Source organism: Pseudomonas sp. FP2254, from assembly GCF_030687695.1.
Classification (GTDB): domain Bacteria; phylum Pseudomonadota; class Gammaproteobacteria; order Pseudomonadales; family Pseudomonadaceae; genus Aquipseudomonas; species Aquipseudomonas quebecensis.
This window is the reverse complement of record NZ_CP117444.1, coordinates 386,328-402,010: the sequence shown is the minus strand read 5'-3', so window position 1 is coordinate 402,010 and position 15,683 is coordinate 386,328. Positions and strand designations below refer to the sequence as shown.

At 62.1% G+C, this 15,683-nt stretch carries 14 protein-coding genes; 1 reads left to right on the top strand and 13 read right to left on the bottom strand.

What is annotated here, in order from left to right; genetic code table 11:
* Nucleotides 1-2: 2 nt before the first annotated feature.
* The 10 genes from hutI to hutC all read right to left on the bottom strand — a co-directional run bounded on the left by hutI (nt 3) and on the right by hutC (nt 12,038).
* Complete coding sequence (hutI, locus tag PSH94_RS01730; RefSeq protein ID WP_181080308.1) at nt 3-1,208, bottom strand: imidazolonepropionase; 1,206 nt, start codon at nt 1,206-1,208, stop codon at nt 3-5.
* Nucleotides 1,209-1,223: 15 nt separating this feature from the next.
* The gene (gene hutH, locus PSH94_RS01725; protein WP_181080307.1) at nt 1,224-2,756 is read right to left on the bottom strand and encodes a histidine ammonia-lyase; all 1,533 of its coding nucleotides are present in this window, start codon (nt 2,754-2,756) and stop codon (nt 1,224-1,226) included.
* A gap of 25 nt (nt 2,757-2,781) precedes the next feature.
* Entirely contained in the window at nt 2,782-4,305 is a 1,524-nt protein-coding gene (gene hutH, locus PSH94_RS01720; RefSeq protein ID WP_181080306.1) for a histidine ammonia-lyase, read from the bottom strand.
* Nucleotides 4,306-4,448: 143 nt separating this feature from the next.
* Complete coding sequence (locus tag PSH94_RS01715) at nt 4,449-5,273, bottom strand: glycine betaine/L-proline ABC transporter ATP-binding protein (RefSeq protein ID WP_181080305.1); 825 nt, start codon at nt 5,271-5,273, stop codon at nt 4,449-4,451.
* Complete coding sequence (locus PSH94_RS01710) at nt 5,270-6,121, bottom strand: proline/glycine betaine ABC transporter permease (RefSeq protein WP_034095466.1); 852 nt, start codon at nt 6,119-6,121, stop codon at nt 5,270-5,272. The genes PSH94_RS01715 and PSH94_RS01710 overlap by 4 nt, the downstream gene beginning before the upstream one ends.
* 71 nt (nt 6,122-6,192) lie before the next feature.
* On the bottom strand, nt 6,193-7,158 hold the full coding sequence (locus PSH94_RS01705) for an ABC transporter substrate-binding protein (RefSeq protein ID WP_181080304.1): 966 nt from the start codon (nt 7,156-7,158) through the stop codon (nt 6,193-6,195).
* A gap of 69 nt (nt 7,159-7,227) precedes the next feature.
* Entirely contained in the window at nt 7,228-8,676 is a 1,449-nt protein-coding gene (locus tag PSH94_RS01700) for a cytosine permease (protein WP_181080303.1), read from the bottom strand.
* An 80-nt stretch (nt 8,677-8,756) separates the two neighbouring features.
* Nucleotides 8,757-10,427, bottom strand: coding sequence for a urocanate hydratase (gene hutU, locus PSH94_RS01695; RefSeq protein ID WP_253510024.1), 1,671 nt, complete (start codon nt 10,425-10,427; stop codon nt 8,757-8,759).
* A gap of 343 nt (nt 10,428-10,770) precedes the next feature.
* Entirely contained in the window at nt 10,771-11,331 is a 561-nt protein-coding gene (locus PSH94_RS01690; protein WP_253510022.1) for a HutD family protein, read from the bottom strand.
* Nucleotides 11,328-12,038: a histidine utilization repressor gene (gene hutC, locus PSH94_RS01685; protein ID WP_370694752.1), complete on the bottom strand. Its 711-nt coding sequence runs from the start codon at nt 12,036-12,038 to the stop codon at nt 11,328-11,330. The genes PSH94_RS01690 and hutC overlap by 4 nt, the downstream gene beginning before the upstream one ends.
* A 147-nt stretch (nt 12,039-12,185) precedes the next feature.
* Between hutC and PSH94_RS01680 the strand changes: the two genes are divergently transcribed.
* A complete protein-coding gene (locus PSH94_RS01680; RefSeq protein ID WP_305436241.1) occupies nt 12,186-13,550 on the top strand; it encodes a formimidoylglutamate deiminase in 1,365 nt (454 codons plus the stop codon).
* Between the two features lie 68 nt (nt 13,551-13,618).
* Here PSH94_RS01680 and PSH94_RS01675 read toward each other — a convergent pair whose 3' ends face one another.
* The 3 genes from PSH94_RS01675 to PSH94_RS01665 all read right to left on the bottom strand — a co-directional run bounded on the left by PSH94_RS01675 (nt 13,619) and on the right by PSH94_RS01665 (nt 15,660).
* Complete coding sequence (locus PSH94_RS01675) at nt 13,619-14,188, bottom strand: lipocalin family protein (protein ID WP_181080298.1); 570 nt, start codon at nt 14,186-14,188, stop codon at nt 13,619-13,621.
* Between the two features lie 30 nt (nt 14,189-14,218).
* Nucleotides 14,219-14,473 (bottom strand): lipoprotein, encoded by a 255-nt coding sequence (locus PSH94_RS01670; protein WP_034095458.1) that lies wholly within the window; start codon nt 14,471-14,473, stop codon nt 14,219-14,221.
* Nucleotides 14,474-14,649: 176 nt separating this feature from the next.
* On the bottom strand, nt 14,650-15,660 hold the full coding sequence (locus PSH94_RS01665) for a class 1 fructose-bisphosphatase (RefSeq protein ID WP_060754592.1): 1,011 nt from the start codon (nt 15,658-15,660) through the stop codon (nt 14,650-14,652).
* Nucleotides 15,661-15,683: the final 23 nt, after the last annotated feature.

The following is a 15,683-nucleotide window of genomic DNA, read 5'->3' as shown; positions in this document are numbered from 1 at the left end:
CCTTAGACGATGGCATCGACGCCATGGCGCACGACGCGTTTATCCAGTTCGCCGCCCAGCCAGTAAGCCAGGTCGGCTGGACGGTCGATTTGCCAGGCGACAAAATCCGCAACCTTGCCCACCTCCAGCGAACCGTGGGTGTGGCCCATGCCCAGGGCGGTGGCCGCGTGTTGCGTGGCGCCGGCCAGGGCTTCTTCCGGGGTCATGCGGAACAAGGTGCAGGCCATGTTCAGCATCAGGCGCACAGACAGCGCTGGCGAGGTGCCGGGGTTGAGGTCGCTGGCGATGGCGATTTTCACACCGTGCTTGCGCAGGGCCTCCATGGGCGGCAACTGAGTCTCACGCAGAAAGTAGAATGCCCCCGGCAGCAACACCGCAACGGTGCCGGCGGCGGCCATGGCGATGGCGTCTTCTTCGGTCATAAACTCCAGGTGGTCCGCCGACAATGCGTGATAACGCGCCGCCAGGCTGGAGCCGTGCAGCGAGGACAGTTGTTCGGCGTGCAGCTTCACCGGCAGGCCAAGTTGCTGCGCGACGTCAAACACGCGGGCCACTTGTGCCGGGGAAAATGCCAGGTATTCGCAGAACGCATCCACCGCATCCACCAGCCCTTCGGCCGCCAGGGCCGGCAGCATTTCGCTGCAGATATGCTCGATATAGTCGTCGGTACGGTCCTTGTACTCCGGCGGCAAGGCATGGGCGGCCAGGCAGGTAGCGCGCACGCTGACCGGCAGCGCTTCCCCCAGGCGTCGGGCCACGCGCAGCATCTTGCGCTCGTTGGCCAGGTCCAGGCCGTAGCCGGATTTGATTTCCACCGTGGTCACACCGTCACGCAGCAGACTGCGCAGGCGCTTATGAGCGCTGGCGAACAGTTCATCTTCACTGGCGGCGCGGGTGGCGCGCACGGTGCTGGCGATCCCGCCGCCCTGGGCCGCGATCTCGGCATAGCTCACGCCTTCAAGGCGTTGCTCGAATTCGCCGCTGCGGTTGCCGCCGAACACCGTATGAGTGTGGCAATCGATCAGCCCGGGGGTTACCCACGCGCCTTGCAGGTCGTGGACCTGGGCGTAATCCGCGCTCGGCGCCTGGCTGCGTGGGCCGATCCACTCGATCAGCGAACCGGCGGTGACCATGGCCGCATCCTCGATGATCGAGTACTTGCCCTGGGCCATGGTTGCGACGTGGCAGTGCTGCCAAAGGGTTTTCATCCGACACTCCTTGGGTTACAGGCTCGGCAGCAACCGGGCCGGGACCAGCTCGTTCAGGCAGCGGCCGGCGAGCAGTTCACTGGCGGCGATGATGTCCGGGGCGAAAAAGCGGTCCTTGTCGTAAAACGCCACTTTGCTGCGCAGGATGCCACGGGCTTTTTCCAGTTTCGGCGAGGTTTTCAAGCCTTCGCGCAGGTCCAGGCCCTGGCACGCCGCCAGCCATTCCACGGCGAGGATGCCACGGGTGTTTTCGGCCATTTCCCACAGGCGCTTGCCGGCAGCCGGGGCCATTGAAACGTGGTCTTCCTGGTTGGCGGAGGTCGGCAGGCTGTCGACGCTGTGGGGATGGGCCAATGCCTTGTTCTCACTGGCCAGCGCGGCGGCGGTGACCTGGGCGATCATGAAGCCGGAGTTGACCCCGCCATTGCCCACCAGGAACGGCGGCAACTGGGACATGTGCTTGTCCATCATCAGCGAGATACGGCGCTCGCTGAGCGAACCGATTTCGGCGATGGCCAGTGCCATGTTGTCGGCGGCCATGGCCACCGGCTCGGCGTGGAAGTTACCGCCGGAAATCACGTCGCCTTCGGCGGCAAATACCAGGGGGTTATCGGAGACGGCGTTGGCCTCCACCGCCAGCACTTCGGCAGCCTGGCGGAACTGGGTCAGGCAGGCGCCCATGACTTGTGGCTGGCAACGCAGGGAATACGGATCCTGCACCTTGTCGCAGTTCTGGTGCGACTGCGAGACCTGGCTGCTTTCACCCAGCAGATCACGGTAGGCCGCCGCCGAATCGATCTGCCCGCGTTGACCGCGAGCCGCATGAATGCGTGCGTCGAAGGGCGAGCGCGAACCCAGCACCGCTTCCACGGTAAGACCGCCGCACGCCAGGGCGCCGGCGAACAGGTCTTCACCTTCGAACAGGCCGCGCAAGGCATACGCCGTGGACACCTGAGTACCGTTAAGCAGCGCCAGGCCTTCCTTCGCCGCCAGGGTCAGCGGCGCGAGGCCGGCGATCTTGAGCGCGTCTTTCGCTTCAAGCCATTCGCCTTTGTAGCGCGCCTTGCCTTCGCCGAGCAGCACAAGGGACATGTGGGCCAGGGGCGCCAAGTCACCGGAGGCGCCCACCGAACCTTTCAAAGGAATATGCGGGTACACCTCTGCGTTGATCAGCGCGATCAGCGCGTCAATCACCACGCGACGGATACCGGAGAAGCCACGGCTGAGGCTGTTGACCTTGAGCACCATGACCAGCCGCACCAATGCGTCGCTGATCGGCTCGCCAACACCGGCGGCGTGGGACAACACCAGGGAACGCTGGAGGTTTTCCAGGTCGGCGCTGGCGATACGCGTGGAGGCCAGCAGGCCAAAGCCGGTGTTGATGCCGTAGGCGGTGCGGTTTTCGGCGAGGATCTGCTCGACACACGCCACGCTGGCGTCGATCTGCGCCGATGCGCTGTCATCCAGGCTGAGGGTTACCGGCTGCTGATAGATGGCCCGCAGTTGGGCGAGGCTCAGTTGGCCCGGAATCAGGTTTAGCGCAGTCACAGTGATGCTCCTTTGGAATTATTGTTCAGTGCAAATGGGGAAGTGCTTGATGCAGCAAAGCGGTGTCCTTGAGCAACGCGGCGGCGGTCGCGATATCCGGCGCCAGCCAGCGGTCCTGCTCATAGGGCGGGATATGTTCACGCAGTAAACGCCAGGCACGCTCGGTGCCGACGCCGAAGCGCTGCGCCTTTAAAAATTCAAAGGCCTGGGCCGCCAGCAAGTACTCGATGGCGAGGATCTGGGTCACGTTGGCCAATACCTGGTGCAGCTTGAGCGCGGCATTGGTGCCCATGCTCAGGTGGTCTTCCTGCAGGCCCGAGGTAACGAAATTATCGAGCACCGCCGGCTGCGCCAGTTGGCGATTCTGCCCGCACAACGACGCGGCGACGTACTGCACGATCATCATGCCGGAGTTGACCCCGGGGTTGCTCACCAGAAACGCCGGCAAGCCGCTGACATGGGGGTTGATCAAGCGGTCCAGGCGGCGCTCGGCCACCGAGCCGATTTCGGCCATGGCGATGGCGAGCATATCCGCCGCCAGCGCGACCGACTGCCCGTGGGGATTGGCCTGGGACACCACCCGGTAGTTGTCCGGCGTGCCGAGCACCAGCGGGTTATCGGTGACGCTGTTGAGTTCGGTCTCGATCTGCCGCGTGGCGTGCGCCACCTGGTCACGCGTCGCACCGTGGATCTGCGGGATCGAGCGCAGGCTCAAAGCGTCCTGGGTACGAATGCCCTGGCTGGCGGCGATCACCTCGCTGCCGTCGAGCAACGCGCGCAGGTTGGCGCCCACCTGTTGCATGCCTGGGTGGGGCTTGAGGGCGATGATGGTTGCGTCGAACGCATCGAGCTGACCGCGCTGGGCCTCGAAGCTCATGGCGCCGATCACGTCGGCCCATTGCAGCAGATGATGGGCATCGGCCAGGGCCAGGCAGCTCAGGCCGGTCATGCACGGCGTGCCGTTGACCAGGCACAGCCCGTCCTTGGCGCCAAGCTCAACGGGCTGCAAGCCTTCGGCCTGCAAGGCTTGCTGCGCCGAGACGATGCCGCCGCGATAGCTCACATTGCCGACACCCAGCAACGCTACGCCGACGTGGGCCATATGGGTCAGGTAACCCACCGATCCCTGGGACGGCACCTGCGGGGTGATGCCATGGTTGAGCAGCGCCAGCAGCGCCCGCACCACCTGCGGGTGCAGGCCGGAATGGCCGTGGCTGTAGTTGACAAGGGCCGCGCAGATGATCGCGCGGGTCTGTTCATCGCTCAGCGCCGGGCCGACGCCACACGCGTGGCTGAGCAAGGTGTTACGCGACAGCTGGCTGAGTTGTTCGCCTTGCAGCGACACATTGCACAGCGCCCCCAGCCCGGTGTTCACGCCGTAGGCGCGCTCACCGCTGCTGACGATGCGCTGCACGATGGCCTGGGCGTTATCGATCCGCGCCCAGGCCTGGGTCGACAGTTCGAGGACAGCGCCATGACGGGCCACGGCGACCACGTCCTGCCAGCGCAATGGCGTGTCGGCGATGGTGATTTTTGGTGCCTGGGACATTGTTGATCTCTTCATATTCTCTACAGCTTTGCCGGCCTCATCGGGGGCAAGCCCCCCTCCCACGTTGGGACAGTGTGAACCCGATCAAATGTGGGAAGGAGCTTGCTCCCGATAGGGCCAGCAGCCTCACCACAGGACCTGGGTCAGACCACCGCCGCCCGCCGCTGGACAAACCGGTCTACATACTCATCCGCCGGCGAATGCAGGATCTCGCGCGGGGTGCCGACCTGGATCAACTTGCCGTCCTTGAGGATCGCGATGCGGTTGCCGATGCGCACGGCTTCGTCGAGGTCGTGGGTGATGAACACGATGGTCTTGTGCAGGGTCTTCTGCAGCTCCAGCAACTGGTCCTGCATCTCGGCGCGGATCAGCGGATCGAGGGCGCTGAAGGCTTCGTCCATCAGGATGATGTCGGTGTCGGCCGCCAGGGCACGAGCCAGGCCCACCCGTTGGCGCATGCCGCCGGAGAGCTGATGCGGGTATTTGTTTTCGTAGCCCTTCAGGCCCACGGTGTCGATCCAGTGCAGGGCGCGCTCGGCGCACACCTGTTTGCTTTCACCGCGCACCTTGAGGCCGTAGGCGACGTTGTCGAGCACGCTTTTGTGGGGCAGCAGGCCGAAGCTCTGGAACACCATGCTGATCTTGTGGCGACGGAATTGACGCAGGGCTTCCATGTCCAGTTGCAGGATATCTTCGCCATCCACCAGGATCGCGCCGCTGGTGGGGTCGATCAGGCGGTTGAAATGGCGCACCAGGGTCGACTTGCCCGAGCCGGACAGGCCCATGATCACAAAAATTTCGCCGGTGCCGATGCTCAGGGACAGGTCGTTGACACCGACCACGCAGCCGGTCTCGGCCAGCACCTGGTCCTTGGTCTTACCCTGGCCGATCAGCGAGAGCGCGTCCTTGGCACGATTGCCGAAAATCTTGAAGACGTTTTTCACTTCGATTTTGCTGACGGTAGTCATTTGCTCGCCTCATGCCGTGGACGACCATAGGCCTGGGTTATGCGGTCGATGACCACTGCAAGAATCACGATCGCCAGCCCGGCTTCAAGGCCACGGCCGACGTTCAGCGTCTGGATGCCGACCAGTACATCTTCACCCAGGCCTCGGGCGCCGATCATCGAGGCGATCACCACCATCGACAACGCCATCATGGTGGTCTGGTTGATACCGGCCATGATGCTCGGCAGCGCCAGCGGCAGTTGCACGCCGAACAGTTGCTGCCAGCGGTTGGCGCCAAAGGCGTTGATAGCTTCCATGACCTCGCCGTCGACCTGGCGAATGCCCAGGTCCGTCAGGCGAATCAGCGGCGGTGCGGCGTAGATCACCGTGGCGAAAATCGCCGGCACTTTGCCCAGGCCGAACAGCATCAGCACCGGGATCAGGTACACGAAGCTGGGCATGGTCTGCATGATGTCCAGCAGCGGCATCAATACCGAGCGCAGGCGATTGCTGCGGGCCGACAGAATGCCCAGCGGGATGCCGATCAACACCGAAATCACCGTGGCGACCAGCATCAGCGCCAGGGTCTGCATCAGTTTGTCCCACAGGCCGACGGCACCCACCAGGAACAACAGCCCGACGATCACCGCCGTGGTCAGGACTTTACGGGTGGCGTGCCAGGCAACGGCGCCGACGATGGCCAGCATCAGCCACCAGGGCGCGGCGCGCAGCAGGCCTTCCAGGTTGACGATGGCCCATAACAGGGTGTCGGAGATGTGCCTGAACACATCGCCATAGTTGGTGACCAGTGAATCCACCCAACCGTTGACCCAGTCGGCGATGGAAAAGGTAAAACTCTCAGGAAACATAGCGTGCTCTCGATCCAGTGGGGTGTGGCCAGGCGCCCGGCTGCCTCTCAGGGTAGCCGGGCACGCTCGACCTACAAGGCCGCGTCGATTTTCTTGGCAGCCTCGTCGCTCACCCAGGCGTGCCAGACTTCAGGGTGTTCCTTGAGGAAGATTTTCGCCAGCTTCGGCGACTCGATGCGCTCCTTGGCCATGCGACCCAGGTTCTGGTTGAGCAGGTCGATCGGCAGGTTGACCTTTTCCAGCACGGCCACCAGTTCCGGCGCTTGCTCGTGGAAGGTCTTGGACAGGCCGACCTTGATGCTCACACTCTTATCCACACCGGGTTTTTCTTCAAGCTTGACCAGGTCGACCTGGCCCATCAGCGGCGTCGGCGACCAGTAGTAGAACAGGATCGGCTCGCCGCGCTTGTAGCTCGACAATACGGCGGCATCCAGCGCCGGGCCGGTGCCTGGGCGGAAGTTGGTGTAGGAACTTTCCAGACCGTAGCTTTTAAGCATTTCGCTGTTGTCCAGCTCGCAGGTCCAGCCCGCCGGGCAGTTGTAGAAACGGCCTTTGGACGGCTCTTCCGGGTCCTTGAACACGGCGGCGTACTGGCCCAGGTCAGCGATGTTTTTCAGGCCCGGCGCTTTGGCTTCCAGCTTGCGCTTGGCGTCGCCTTCGATCACGTAGCGTGGCACGTACCAACCTTCGATCGCCCCTACCACTGGAGCGCCGACGCCGACCACTTTGCCGGCCTTCTCGGCCTTGTTCCAGACTTCGCTGCGGCCGACCCACTCTTCGGCGAACACTTGGATGTCGTTGCTGCTCAGGGCGTTTTCCATGGTGATGGAATTGCCCGGCAGGCTGTCGGTTTTGCAGTCGTAGCCTTTTTCCAGCACGGTTTGCAGGATGTCGGTGAGCAACATGCCGCTTTCCCAGTTCAGGCCGGCGAATTTCACCGGTTTGCCGGACTCGCACCAACCGGCCGCCTGGGCGCCGGCAGTAGCCAGCAAGCCCGCAGAGAATACGGTGGCCAACAGGGTCTTATGCATTTTCATTGTTGTGACGCTCCCAATCATGAAATGGATTACGGCAGTCAGTAGGCATCCTGCCCTGTCCACGTCCCCTCAGGCTTGTGCAACCAGCCCGTTTGTCATCGGTGCAGCGCCCTGCTCTGGCGGCAGGATCAGGTGTTCGGGGTGTGCGGCAGGCCACTTTTTCGCAGCCCAGTAGTAAAGCGCGGCGGGAAGCAGCAGGCCGATGATCCAGGAAATATCCACATCGCCCAGGGCGGCCACCAGGGGGCCGGTGTAGAACTTGGTGGAGATGAACGGCAACTGCGCCAGTACACCGACGACATAAACGCTGATACCGAGCAGGTTCCAACGTCCATAGCGACCATTCGGATCGGTCAGCGCCGGCACGTCATAGCGATCGCGCGTGATGCAGTAGTAGTCGACCAGATTGATCGCACTCCAGGGGGTAAAAAACGCCAGCAGGAACAGGATGAAGGACTTGAACGCGCCGAGGAACGAGTGCTGCCCGAGCAAGGCGATCAGGGTCGCCGTACCGACAATGCCCAGCACGAACACCAGACGCTGCATGCGCGTGACCTCCAGGCGACCGCGAAAGCCGCTGATGATGGTCGCAATGCACATGAAGCTGCCGTAGGAGTTCAGCGTGGAGATGGTGACCTTGCCGAACGCGATGCTGAAATACAGCAGCGCCGCGGTGGCACCCGTGCCGCCCAGCCCCACAATGTAGGCCACTTCGTGACCGGCAAATTGCCCGTTGGACATGGCCGCGGCAAACACGCCGAGGACCATCGCCACTTGCGCGCCAACCACCGAACCTGCGCCTGCGGCGAGAAAGGTTTTCACCGAGGACGTCCCGCTCGGCAGGTAGCGTGAATAGTCCGCCACGTAAGGCCCGAAAGCGATCTGCCAGGATGCCGCGAGCGACACCGCCAGCAGGAAGCTGCTCCAGCTGAAATGACGGATCTGCAGGAGCGCGCCGACGTCGGCCTGGCTGATCAGGCGGCTGAACAGGTAGACAAAGGCAATCACGCCGATAACGCTGGCCACGCGGCCGATGAAGTGGATCACCCGATAACCGAGCACCGTGACCAACACGATGACACTGGCGAAAATCAGAATTCCGACGCTGTCGGTGACGCCGAACAACTGGCCCAGCGCCTGGCCGGACAACACCGTGCCGGTGGCGGTGAAGCCCAGGTACATCAGGCACACCAGCACAATCGGAATGGCCGCGCCGTAGACCCCGAACTGCACCCGGCTGGAGATCATCTGCGGCAGCCCCAGCTTGGGGCCTTGCGCCGCGTGCAATGCCATCACGCCGCCGCCCAGCAGTTGGCCGATCAACAGACCGATCAACGACCAGAACACATCGCCGCCGAGCACCACGGCCAAGGCTCCGGTAACGATGGCGGTGATCTGCAGGTTGGCGCCCATCCACAGGGTGAACTGACTCAAGAGACGACCGTGTCTTTCCGCTTCCGGGATGTAATCGATCGAACGCCTTTCGATCAATGGGGTGGTTGCACGTGTGTCAGCCATTTACTTTCAACCTCTGATGGATTGTCTTGGGTTCGCCGCCGGTCAACGGTGGGAGAGGACCTGGCCCCTCCCACATGGGGTTACTTGATCATCGGGAGATTGAGGCCCTGCTCTTTGGCGCAATCGATGGCGATCTGGTAACCGGCGTCTGCGTGACGCATCACCCCGGTGGCCGGGTCGTTGTGCAGCACGCGGGCAATTCGCTCGGCCGCTTCGTCGGTGCCGTCGCACACGATGACCATGCCCGAGTGCTGGGAGAAGCCCATACCCACGCCACCGCCGTGATGCAGCGAAACCCAGGTAGCGCCGCTGGCGGTGTTGAGCAGGGCGTTGAGCAGTGGCCAATCGGACACGGCGTCGGAGCCATCCTGCATGGATTCGGTTTCGCGGTTCGGGCTGGCCACCGAGCCGGAGTCCAGATGGTCGCGGCCGATCACCACCGGTGCCGACAACTCGCCGCTGCGCACCATTTCATTGAACGCCAGGCCGAGCTTGGCGCGCTGGCCCAGGCCGACCCAGCAGATACGCGCCGGCAGGCCCTGAAAGCTGATGCGCTCGCGCGCCATGTCCAGCCAGTTGTGCAGGTGTGCATCGTCGGGGATCAGCTCTTTGACTTTAGCGTCCGTCTTGTAGATGTCCTGTGGGTCGCCCGACAGCGCCGCCCAGCGGAACGGGCCGATGCCACGGCAGAACAGCGGACGGATGTAGGCCGGTACGAAACCTGGGAAGTCGAATGCGTTTTCGACGCCTTCCTCCTGGGCCATCTGGCGGATGTTGTTGCCGTAGTCGAAGGTCGGGATGCCTTGTTTCTGGAACTCCAGCATGGCCTTGACGTGCACGGCCATCGACTGCTTGGCGGCCTTGATCACGGCGGCCGGTTCGGTCTTGGCGCGGGCGCGGTATTCGTCCCAGGTCCAGCCGGCCGGCAGGTAGCCGTTAAGGGGGTCGTGAGCGCTGGTCTGGTCGGTGACCATGTCCGGGCGCACGCCGCGCTTGACCAGTTCCGGCAGGATTTCCGCCGCGTTACCCAGCAGCGCGATGGAGATGGCCTTGCCTTCCTGGGTGTATTTGGCGATGCGGGCCAGGGCGTCGTCGAGGTCGCTGGCCTGCTCGTCGACGTAGCGGCTATTCAGGCGGAAATCGATGCTGACCTGTTGGCATTCGATGTTCAACGAGCACGCACCGGCCAGGGTCGCGGCCAGCGGCTGCGCGCCGCCCATACCGCCGAGGCCGGCGGTAAGCACCCAGCGGCCTTTGAGATTGCTGTCGTAATGCTGGCGGCCAGCCTCGACGAAGGTTTCGTAGGTGCCCTGGACGATGCCCTGGCTACCGATGTAGATCCAACTGCCGGCAGTCATCTGGCCGTACATGGCCAGGCCCTTGGCATCCAGCTCATTGAAGTGCTCCCAACTGGCCCAGTGCGGCACCAGGTTGGAGTTGGCGATCAATACGCGCGGAGCGTTGCTATGGGTTTTAAACACACCGACCGGTTTGCCCGATTGCACCAGCAGGGTCTCGTCGTCGTTCAGTTGGGTGAGGCTCTCGACGATCTGGTCGTAGCACTCCCAGTTGCGCGCGGCACGGCCGATACCGCCGTAGACCACCAGTTCTTTCGGGTTCTCGGCCACTTGCGGGTCGAGGTTGTTCATCAGCATGCGCAGAGGCGCTTCGGTCAGCCAGCTCTTGGCAGTGAGCTTGTTACCGCGGGCGGCGCGGATTTCAACGTCACGGTATTTTGTAGGCTTGGTCACAACTCAGACTCCTCGGCGATCGATGCGCGAACAGGGATGGTGCGAAGCAGGGTCTTACACACACATCTTTACTTGTACATACAAGCATATGCAATCAAGCGGCCAACTTTCTGTGCAGGGGGTTTGATTTTTTTTGCAAAGACCGCACGAGCCTTGGAAATTGAGGCTTCGAGGGATGATGAAATTTCTTACGAAGGGGTTTTATAGCGAGGAAGGTTTGTCACGACAGCGCGGTTTTGCGCCACGCTGGGGCGTTCGGTAACAAATTGGTGCGAGACCTGGAAACACATCGTAAGAACAGTGAGAAACAAATGTGGGAGGGGGCAAGCCCCCTCCCACTTTTTTAACCGCGCGCAGTGAGTTCGATGATGCAACTGCGACCGGCGATAGCGATATCCAGCAAGCCGTTGTTACCGTCTACCTGCAGGCAATCATGCTGACCCAATATGTGGTCCATCACCTTCACTTCATCCGCAACACTGAACACCAGCACGGTTTGCGCAGTGCTGAAGAACCGCTGCACACCATCCACCCATTGCAACCGCGCGTGGTAACGCTGAGGGGAATAGATCAAGTTGAAATCGCGGATCGGCCCGGTAATCAAGCGACATGACACTTGGCTGTCGCCTTTGAAGGCAAACGGTTGCAGCGGTAACAACCCGCGCTGCTCCTCGCCATCCACCGTCAACACCATGCCTGCGCCTTTGATCACAGTGATCACGCGCTGGTAGCCGGCAAAGGTGGAAAACCCGCCCGATTCGGCGATGTCGGCAATCGACAGGCGCCAGCCGAAGCCTTCCAGGCCCTCGCCGGCATCGCGGGTGATTTCTTCGGTGCTGCCGCCGCCGTTCTTCCACGGCATGCGCACGTATTCAGTGGCGCGCCAGACTTTTACTGCACTCATTTACTGAAACGTCCTTCCAGACTGTGACGGGAACCGGGGTGGATCAAACGCGCGGCGGTCACCGGCTGACGGCCGGACCAGGTGCGGCGACGGATCAACAGGCACGGCTCGCCGGGTTCTATCTGCAACAACTGGCATTCGGCGGCGTCCGCAAGGATCGCTTCCACCACGTGCTCGCCTTCGGTCAGCGGCGCCACTTGATTGAGATACGCGTAGGGGGTTTGCAGGGTGAAGTCCTGCTGCAGGTATTCCGGCGCGACCAGGGCGTTGACGAAACGGTCTTCGATTTGCACGGGAATATCGTTTTCGTAATGCACGATCAACGAGTGGAATACCCGCCCGCCTTCGCGCATCTCCAGGGCGACGGCGCGTTCGGAGCCCGCCGCTTCCTCGCCCAGGGTGATGACCTGGCAGGTATGCCGGTGGCCACGGGAGGCGATTTCATCGGCGATATTGTGCACTTCGAACAGCGCCGACTGGCTTTTCGGCTCGGCGACGAAGGTGCCGACGCCCTGCATGCGCACCAGCAAACCTTCAGCGGTGAGCTCGCGCAGGGCGCGGTTGATGGTCATGCGACTGAAGCCCAATTGGCTGACCAGCTCGCTCTCCGACGGTACGCGGTAATGAGGCGGCCAGTTACCGTTGAGAATCTGCTGGCTGATCATGTGTTTGACGCGGGCGTACAAGGGCGCCGGACTTTCGTCCATGTGGGCAGCCAGCGAAGAGTTGGCGGGCGGAGTCGGCACGGGGGATCCTTGCAGTAGGAAAAGATGCATAGATTGCCGGAGTTTACCGAGCAGGCAAACGTCTGTATATGTATATACAAATAAACACACGACCGGGGTGCTCTAATCATGTCCGCTTTCTTCGCCGAACGCGCGCTGCTGCCTAGTGGATGGGCCAACGATGTACGCTTTGAAGTCAGCGCCGATGGCCTGCTGGCCCACGTTGAACCCCACGCGAGCGCAGATGGCGCCGAACGGCTCAGAGGCCCGGTGCTGGCGGGCATGCCGAACCTGCACTCCCACGCATTCCAACGCGCCATGGCGGGCCTGGCCGAAGTGGCCGGCAACCCGAATGACAGTTTCTGGACCTGGCGCGACCTGATGTACCGCATGGTGGGCAAGATCAACCCGGACCAACTGCAGGTGATCGCGCGTCAGCTGTATATCGAGATGCTCAAGGCGGGCTACACCTCGGTGGCCGAATTTCACTACGTGCACCACGACATCAATGGTCAGCCTTATGCCGACCCTGCGGAACTGTCGCGACAGATCAGCCAGGCGGCGAGTGCCAGCGGCATCGGCCTGACCCTGCTGCCGGTGCTCTACAGCCACTCCGGGTTTGGTGGCCAGGCGCCAAATGACGGCCAGCGGCGCTTTATCAACAGCACGGAAAGCTACCTGGATCTGCGAGCACGCCTGCAACCGATCCTGGCAGCACAACCGGCACAGCATCTGGGCGTGTGCTTCCACTCCTTGCGCGCTGTGACGCCCCAACAGATCAATGACGTCCTGGCAGCCAGCGACAAGGCGTGCCCGGTGCATATCCATATCGCCGAGCAACAAAAAGAAGTCGACGACTGCCTGGCCTGGAGCGGCAAGCGTCCGCTGCAATGGCTGTATGACAACGTCGAAGTCGACGAGCGCTGGTGCCTGGTGCACGCCACGCATGCCGACGCGGCAGAGGTCGCGCGCATGGCCAGAAGCCGGGCGATTGCCGGTCTGTGCCTGACCACTGAAGCCAATTTGGGCGATGGGATTTTCCCGGCGGTGGATTTTCTTGCTCAAGGGGGGCGCCTGGGCATCGGCTCCGACAGCCATGTGTCCCTGAGCGTGGTCGAAGAACTGCGCTGGCTGGAATACGGCCAACGCTTGCGCGATCAGCGCCGCAATCGCTTGTATCGCAGCGATCAACCGATGGTCGGGCGCACTTTATTCGATGCCGCACTGGACGGCGGCGCCCAGGCGCTGGGGCAGCCGATAGGCCGATTGGAAGTGGGCAAACGCGCGGACTGGATCGTGCTGGACGGTAACGACCCGTACCTGGCCACCGCCACGCAGGACGGCATTCTCAATCGCTGGTTATTTGCCGGCGGTGATCGGCAGGTGCGCGATGTGCTGGTCAACGGCCAGTGGGTCGTGCGCGATGGGCAGCATGCTGGAGAGGAAGACAGTCGCCGGGCATTCACACAAGTGCTGAAGGATTTGTTGGGCTGACAGACGACCCATCACTAATGTGGGAGGGGCTTACCACCTCCCACATGTAGCCTTGTGGTGATCCAGGGTTACTGCGAACTCTTGGCCATCTGCTTGTCCGGCGTACGCCAGATCAACCGGGTGGTGTCATACCCCTGCTGACGCGCCCTGCTGAGCAGGTCTTCGCGGGTGTCGGCATTCACCGTCGGCGTGCGCGACAGAATCCACATATAGCGACGGCTCGGGCTGCCGACGATGGCGGTCTTGTAGTCATCGCTGACATACAACACCCAGTAATCGCCCTTGGCGACGCCCGGCAACAGTGCAGTGAACCAGTTATTGAATTCGACCCAGAGCTTGTCGGTCTTGCCCGGCACCTGCGGTGTGGCCGTGCCCCTGGCTTCTTCCCACTTCCACTGGTTCGTCAGGCAGCGGTTGAACACCGACATATCGCCGTCGGGCATCAGTGTGTAGCGGGCTTCGGATTGCGCGCAGTTGCGCTGGAAGTACATCGGCAAGCGAGCCAGCTCATACCAGGTGCCCTGGTAGCGATGCAGGTTGACGTTGCTCGCGGTCTTGGGTTGCAGATCATCGCCAGAATGACTGGCGCAGCCCGCCAAAAACAGGCTGGCACAAAGAAACAAAACAAAACGCATCATTCTTCTTCTCCCGTAGGCTCTCGCCCCGGTTTACTTCAGGCCTTGCCCGGAAAACATCAGAACCTTGTCACCGGCATATTGAACGCTGATAAAGCTGTTTTTATCACCCCAGGTGCAGCTGGACATGCCCAGTGCGCCGGAACAGTCCGTCGGCTTACCCAGCAGCGACTCCACCTCGGCCTTGGGCATCCCGGCCGACAACTTTGCGTAGTTCTCTTGGTTGACCTTGCTGCAAGCGGCCAACACAACACAAAAAGTCAGCAGGGCGAGACGACGTAACGACATGGGAAAACTCCTGGAGGGGCGAAGCAGCTTGGGTATCTGCCAGAAGCTTAGAAGGGAAAAGAGGTGTCTGGTTCCCGACGGGCGAAAACAAAAAAGCCCCGAAAACGCTGAAACGTTTCGGGGCTTCCTTAACGGTGAACCGGCTCACAACCACACCGATTACCGGTCGCGGCAGCTTACTGCTTGTGATAGGCCGTGACGCGCTCAACCTCTTCCTTCGAACCCAGGAACACCGCCACGCGCTGGTGCAGGCCTTCAGGCTGGATGTCGAGAATGCGCTGGTGGCCGTCGGTGGACGCACCGCCCGCCTGCTCGACCAGGAACGACATCGGGTTGGCTTCGTACATCAGGCGCAGCTTGCCCGGCTTGGACGGCTCGCGGCTGTCGCGTGGGTACATGAACAGGCCGCCACGGGTGAGGATACGGTGCACGTCGGCCACCATTGCCGCCACCCAGCGCATGTTGAAGTTCTTCTTCAACGGGCCTTCTTCGCCTTCCATCAACTCATTGACGTAGCGCTGTACCGGCGCTTCCCAGTGACGCTGGTTGGACATGTTGATAGCAAATTCCTGGGTGGAAGCAGGAATCGAGATGTCTTCGTGGGTCAACACGAAGCTGCCCATCTCGCGGTCCAGGGTGAAGCCCTTGACGCCGTCGCCCAGGGTCAGTACCAGCATGGTCTGTGGACCATAGATCGCGTAACCGGCGGCGACCTGCTCGGTGCCTGGCTGCAGGAAGGCCTTTTCGTTCAGGGCTTCGTTCTGGCTCAGGTATTCGTTCGGGCAACGCAGTACCGAGAAGATGGTGCCCACCGGTGCGTTGATGTCGATGTTGGAAGAACCGTCCAGTGGGTCGAATACCAGCAGGTAGGCGCCTTTAGGGTATTTGCCCGGGATCTGGTAGGCATTGTCCATTTCTTCGGACGCCATGCCGGCCAGGTGACCGCCCCATTCGTTGGCTTCAAGCAGGATCTCGTTGGACAGCACGTCGAGCTTCTTCTGCACTTCGCCCTGCACGTTTTCAGTGCCCATGCTGCCCAGGACACCGCCCAGTGCACCTTTGGACACGGCGTGGCTGATTTCCTTGCAGGCACGCGCCACCACTTCGATAAGGAAGCGCAGATCGGCAGGCGTGTTGTTGCTGCGGGTCTGCTCGATCAAATAGCGACTCAAGGTAACGCGGGACATGGAAGGCTCCGATGAATGGGGGG

What these genes read in the sequence shown, in the direction of transcription:
- PSH94_RS01710 (WP_034095466.1), bottom strand. Translation starts at nt 6,121, where the DNA reads ATGTTTCCTGAGAGTTTTACCTTTTCCATCGCCGACTGGGTCAACGGT.
- PSH94_RS01715 (WP_181080305.1), bottom strand. Translation starts at nt 5,273, where the DNA reads ATGACTACCGTCAGCAAAATCGAAGTGAAAAACGTCTTCAAGATTTTC.
- hutC (WP_370694752.1), bottom strand. Translation starts at nt 12,038, where the DNA reads ATGGACGAAAGTCCGGCGCCCTTGTACGCCCGCGTCAAACACATGATC.
- hutI (WP_181080308.1), bottom strand. Translation starts at nt 1,208, where the DNA reads ATGAAAACCCTTTGGCAGCACTGCCACGTCGCAACCATGGCCCAGGGC.
- PSH94_RS01690 (WP_253510022.1), bottom strand. Translation starts at nt 11,331, where the DNA reads ATGAGTGCAGTAAAAGTCTGGCGCGCCACTGAATACGTGCGCATGCCG.
- PSH94_RS01675 (WP_181080298.1), bottom strand. Translation starts at nt 14,188, where the DNA reads ATGATGCGTTTTGTTTTGTTTCTTTGTGCCAGCCTGTTTTTGGCGGGC.
- PSH94_RS01700 (WP_181080303.1), bottom strand. Translation starts at nt 8,676, where the DNA reads ATGGCTGACACACGTGCAACCACCCCATTGATCGAAAGGCGTTCGATC.
- PSH94_RS01705 (WP_181080304.1), bottom strand. Translation starts at nt 7,158, where the DNA reads ATGAAAATGCATAAGACCCTGTTGGCCACCGTATTCTCTGCGGGCTTG.
- hutH (WP_181080306.1), bottom strand. Translation starts at nt 4,305, where the DNA reads ATGTCCCAGGCACCAAAAATCACCATCGCCGACACGCCATTGCGCTGG.
- PSH94_RS01680 (WP_305436241.1), top strand. Translation starts at nt 12,186, where the DNA reads ATGTCCGCTTTCTTCGCCGAACGCGCGCTGCTGCCTAGTGGATGGGCC.
- PSH94_RS01665 (WP_060754592.1), bottom strand. Translation starts at nt 15,660, where the DNA reads ATGTCCCGCGTTACCTTGAGTCGCTATTTGATCGAGCAGACCCGCAGC.
- PSH94_RS01670 (WP_034095458.1), bottom strand. Translation starts at nt 14,473, where the DNA reads ATGTCGTTACGTCGTCTCGCCCTGCTGACTTTTTGTGTTGTGTTGGCC.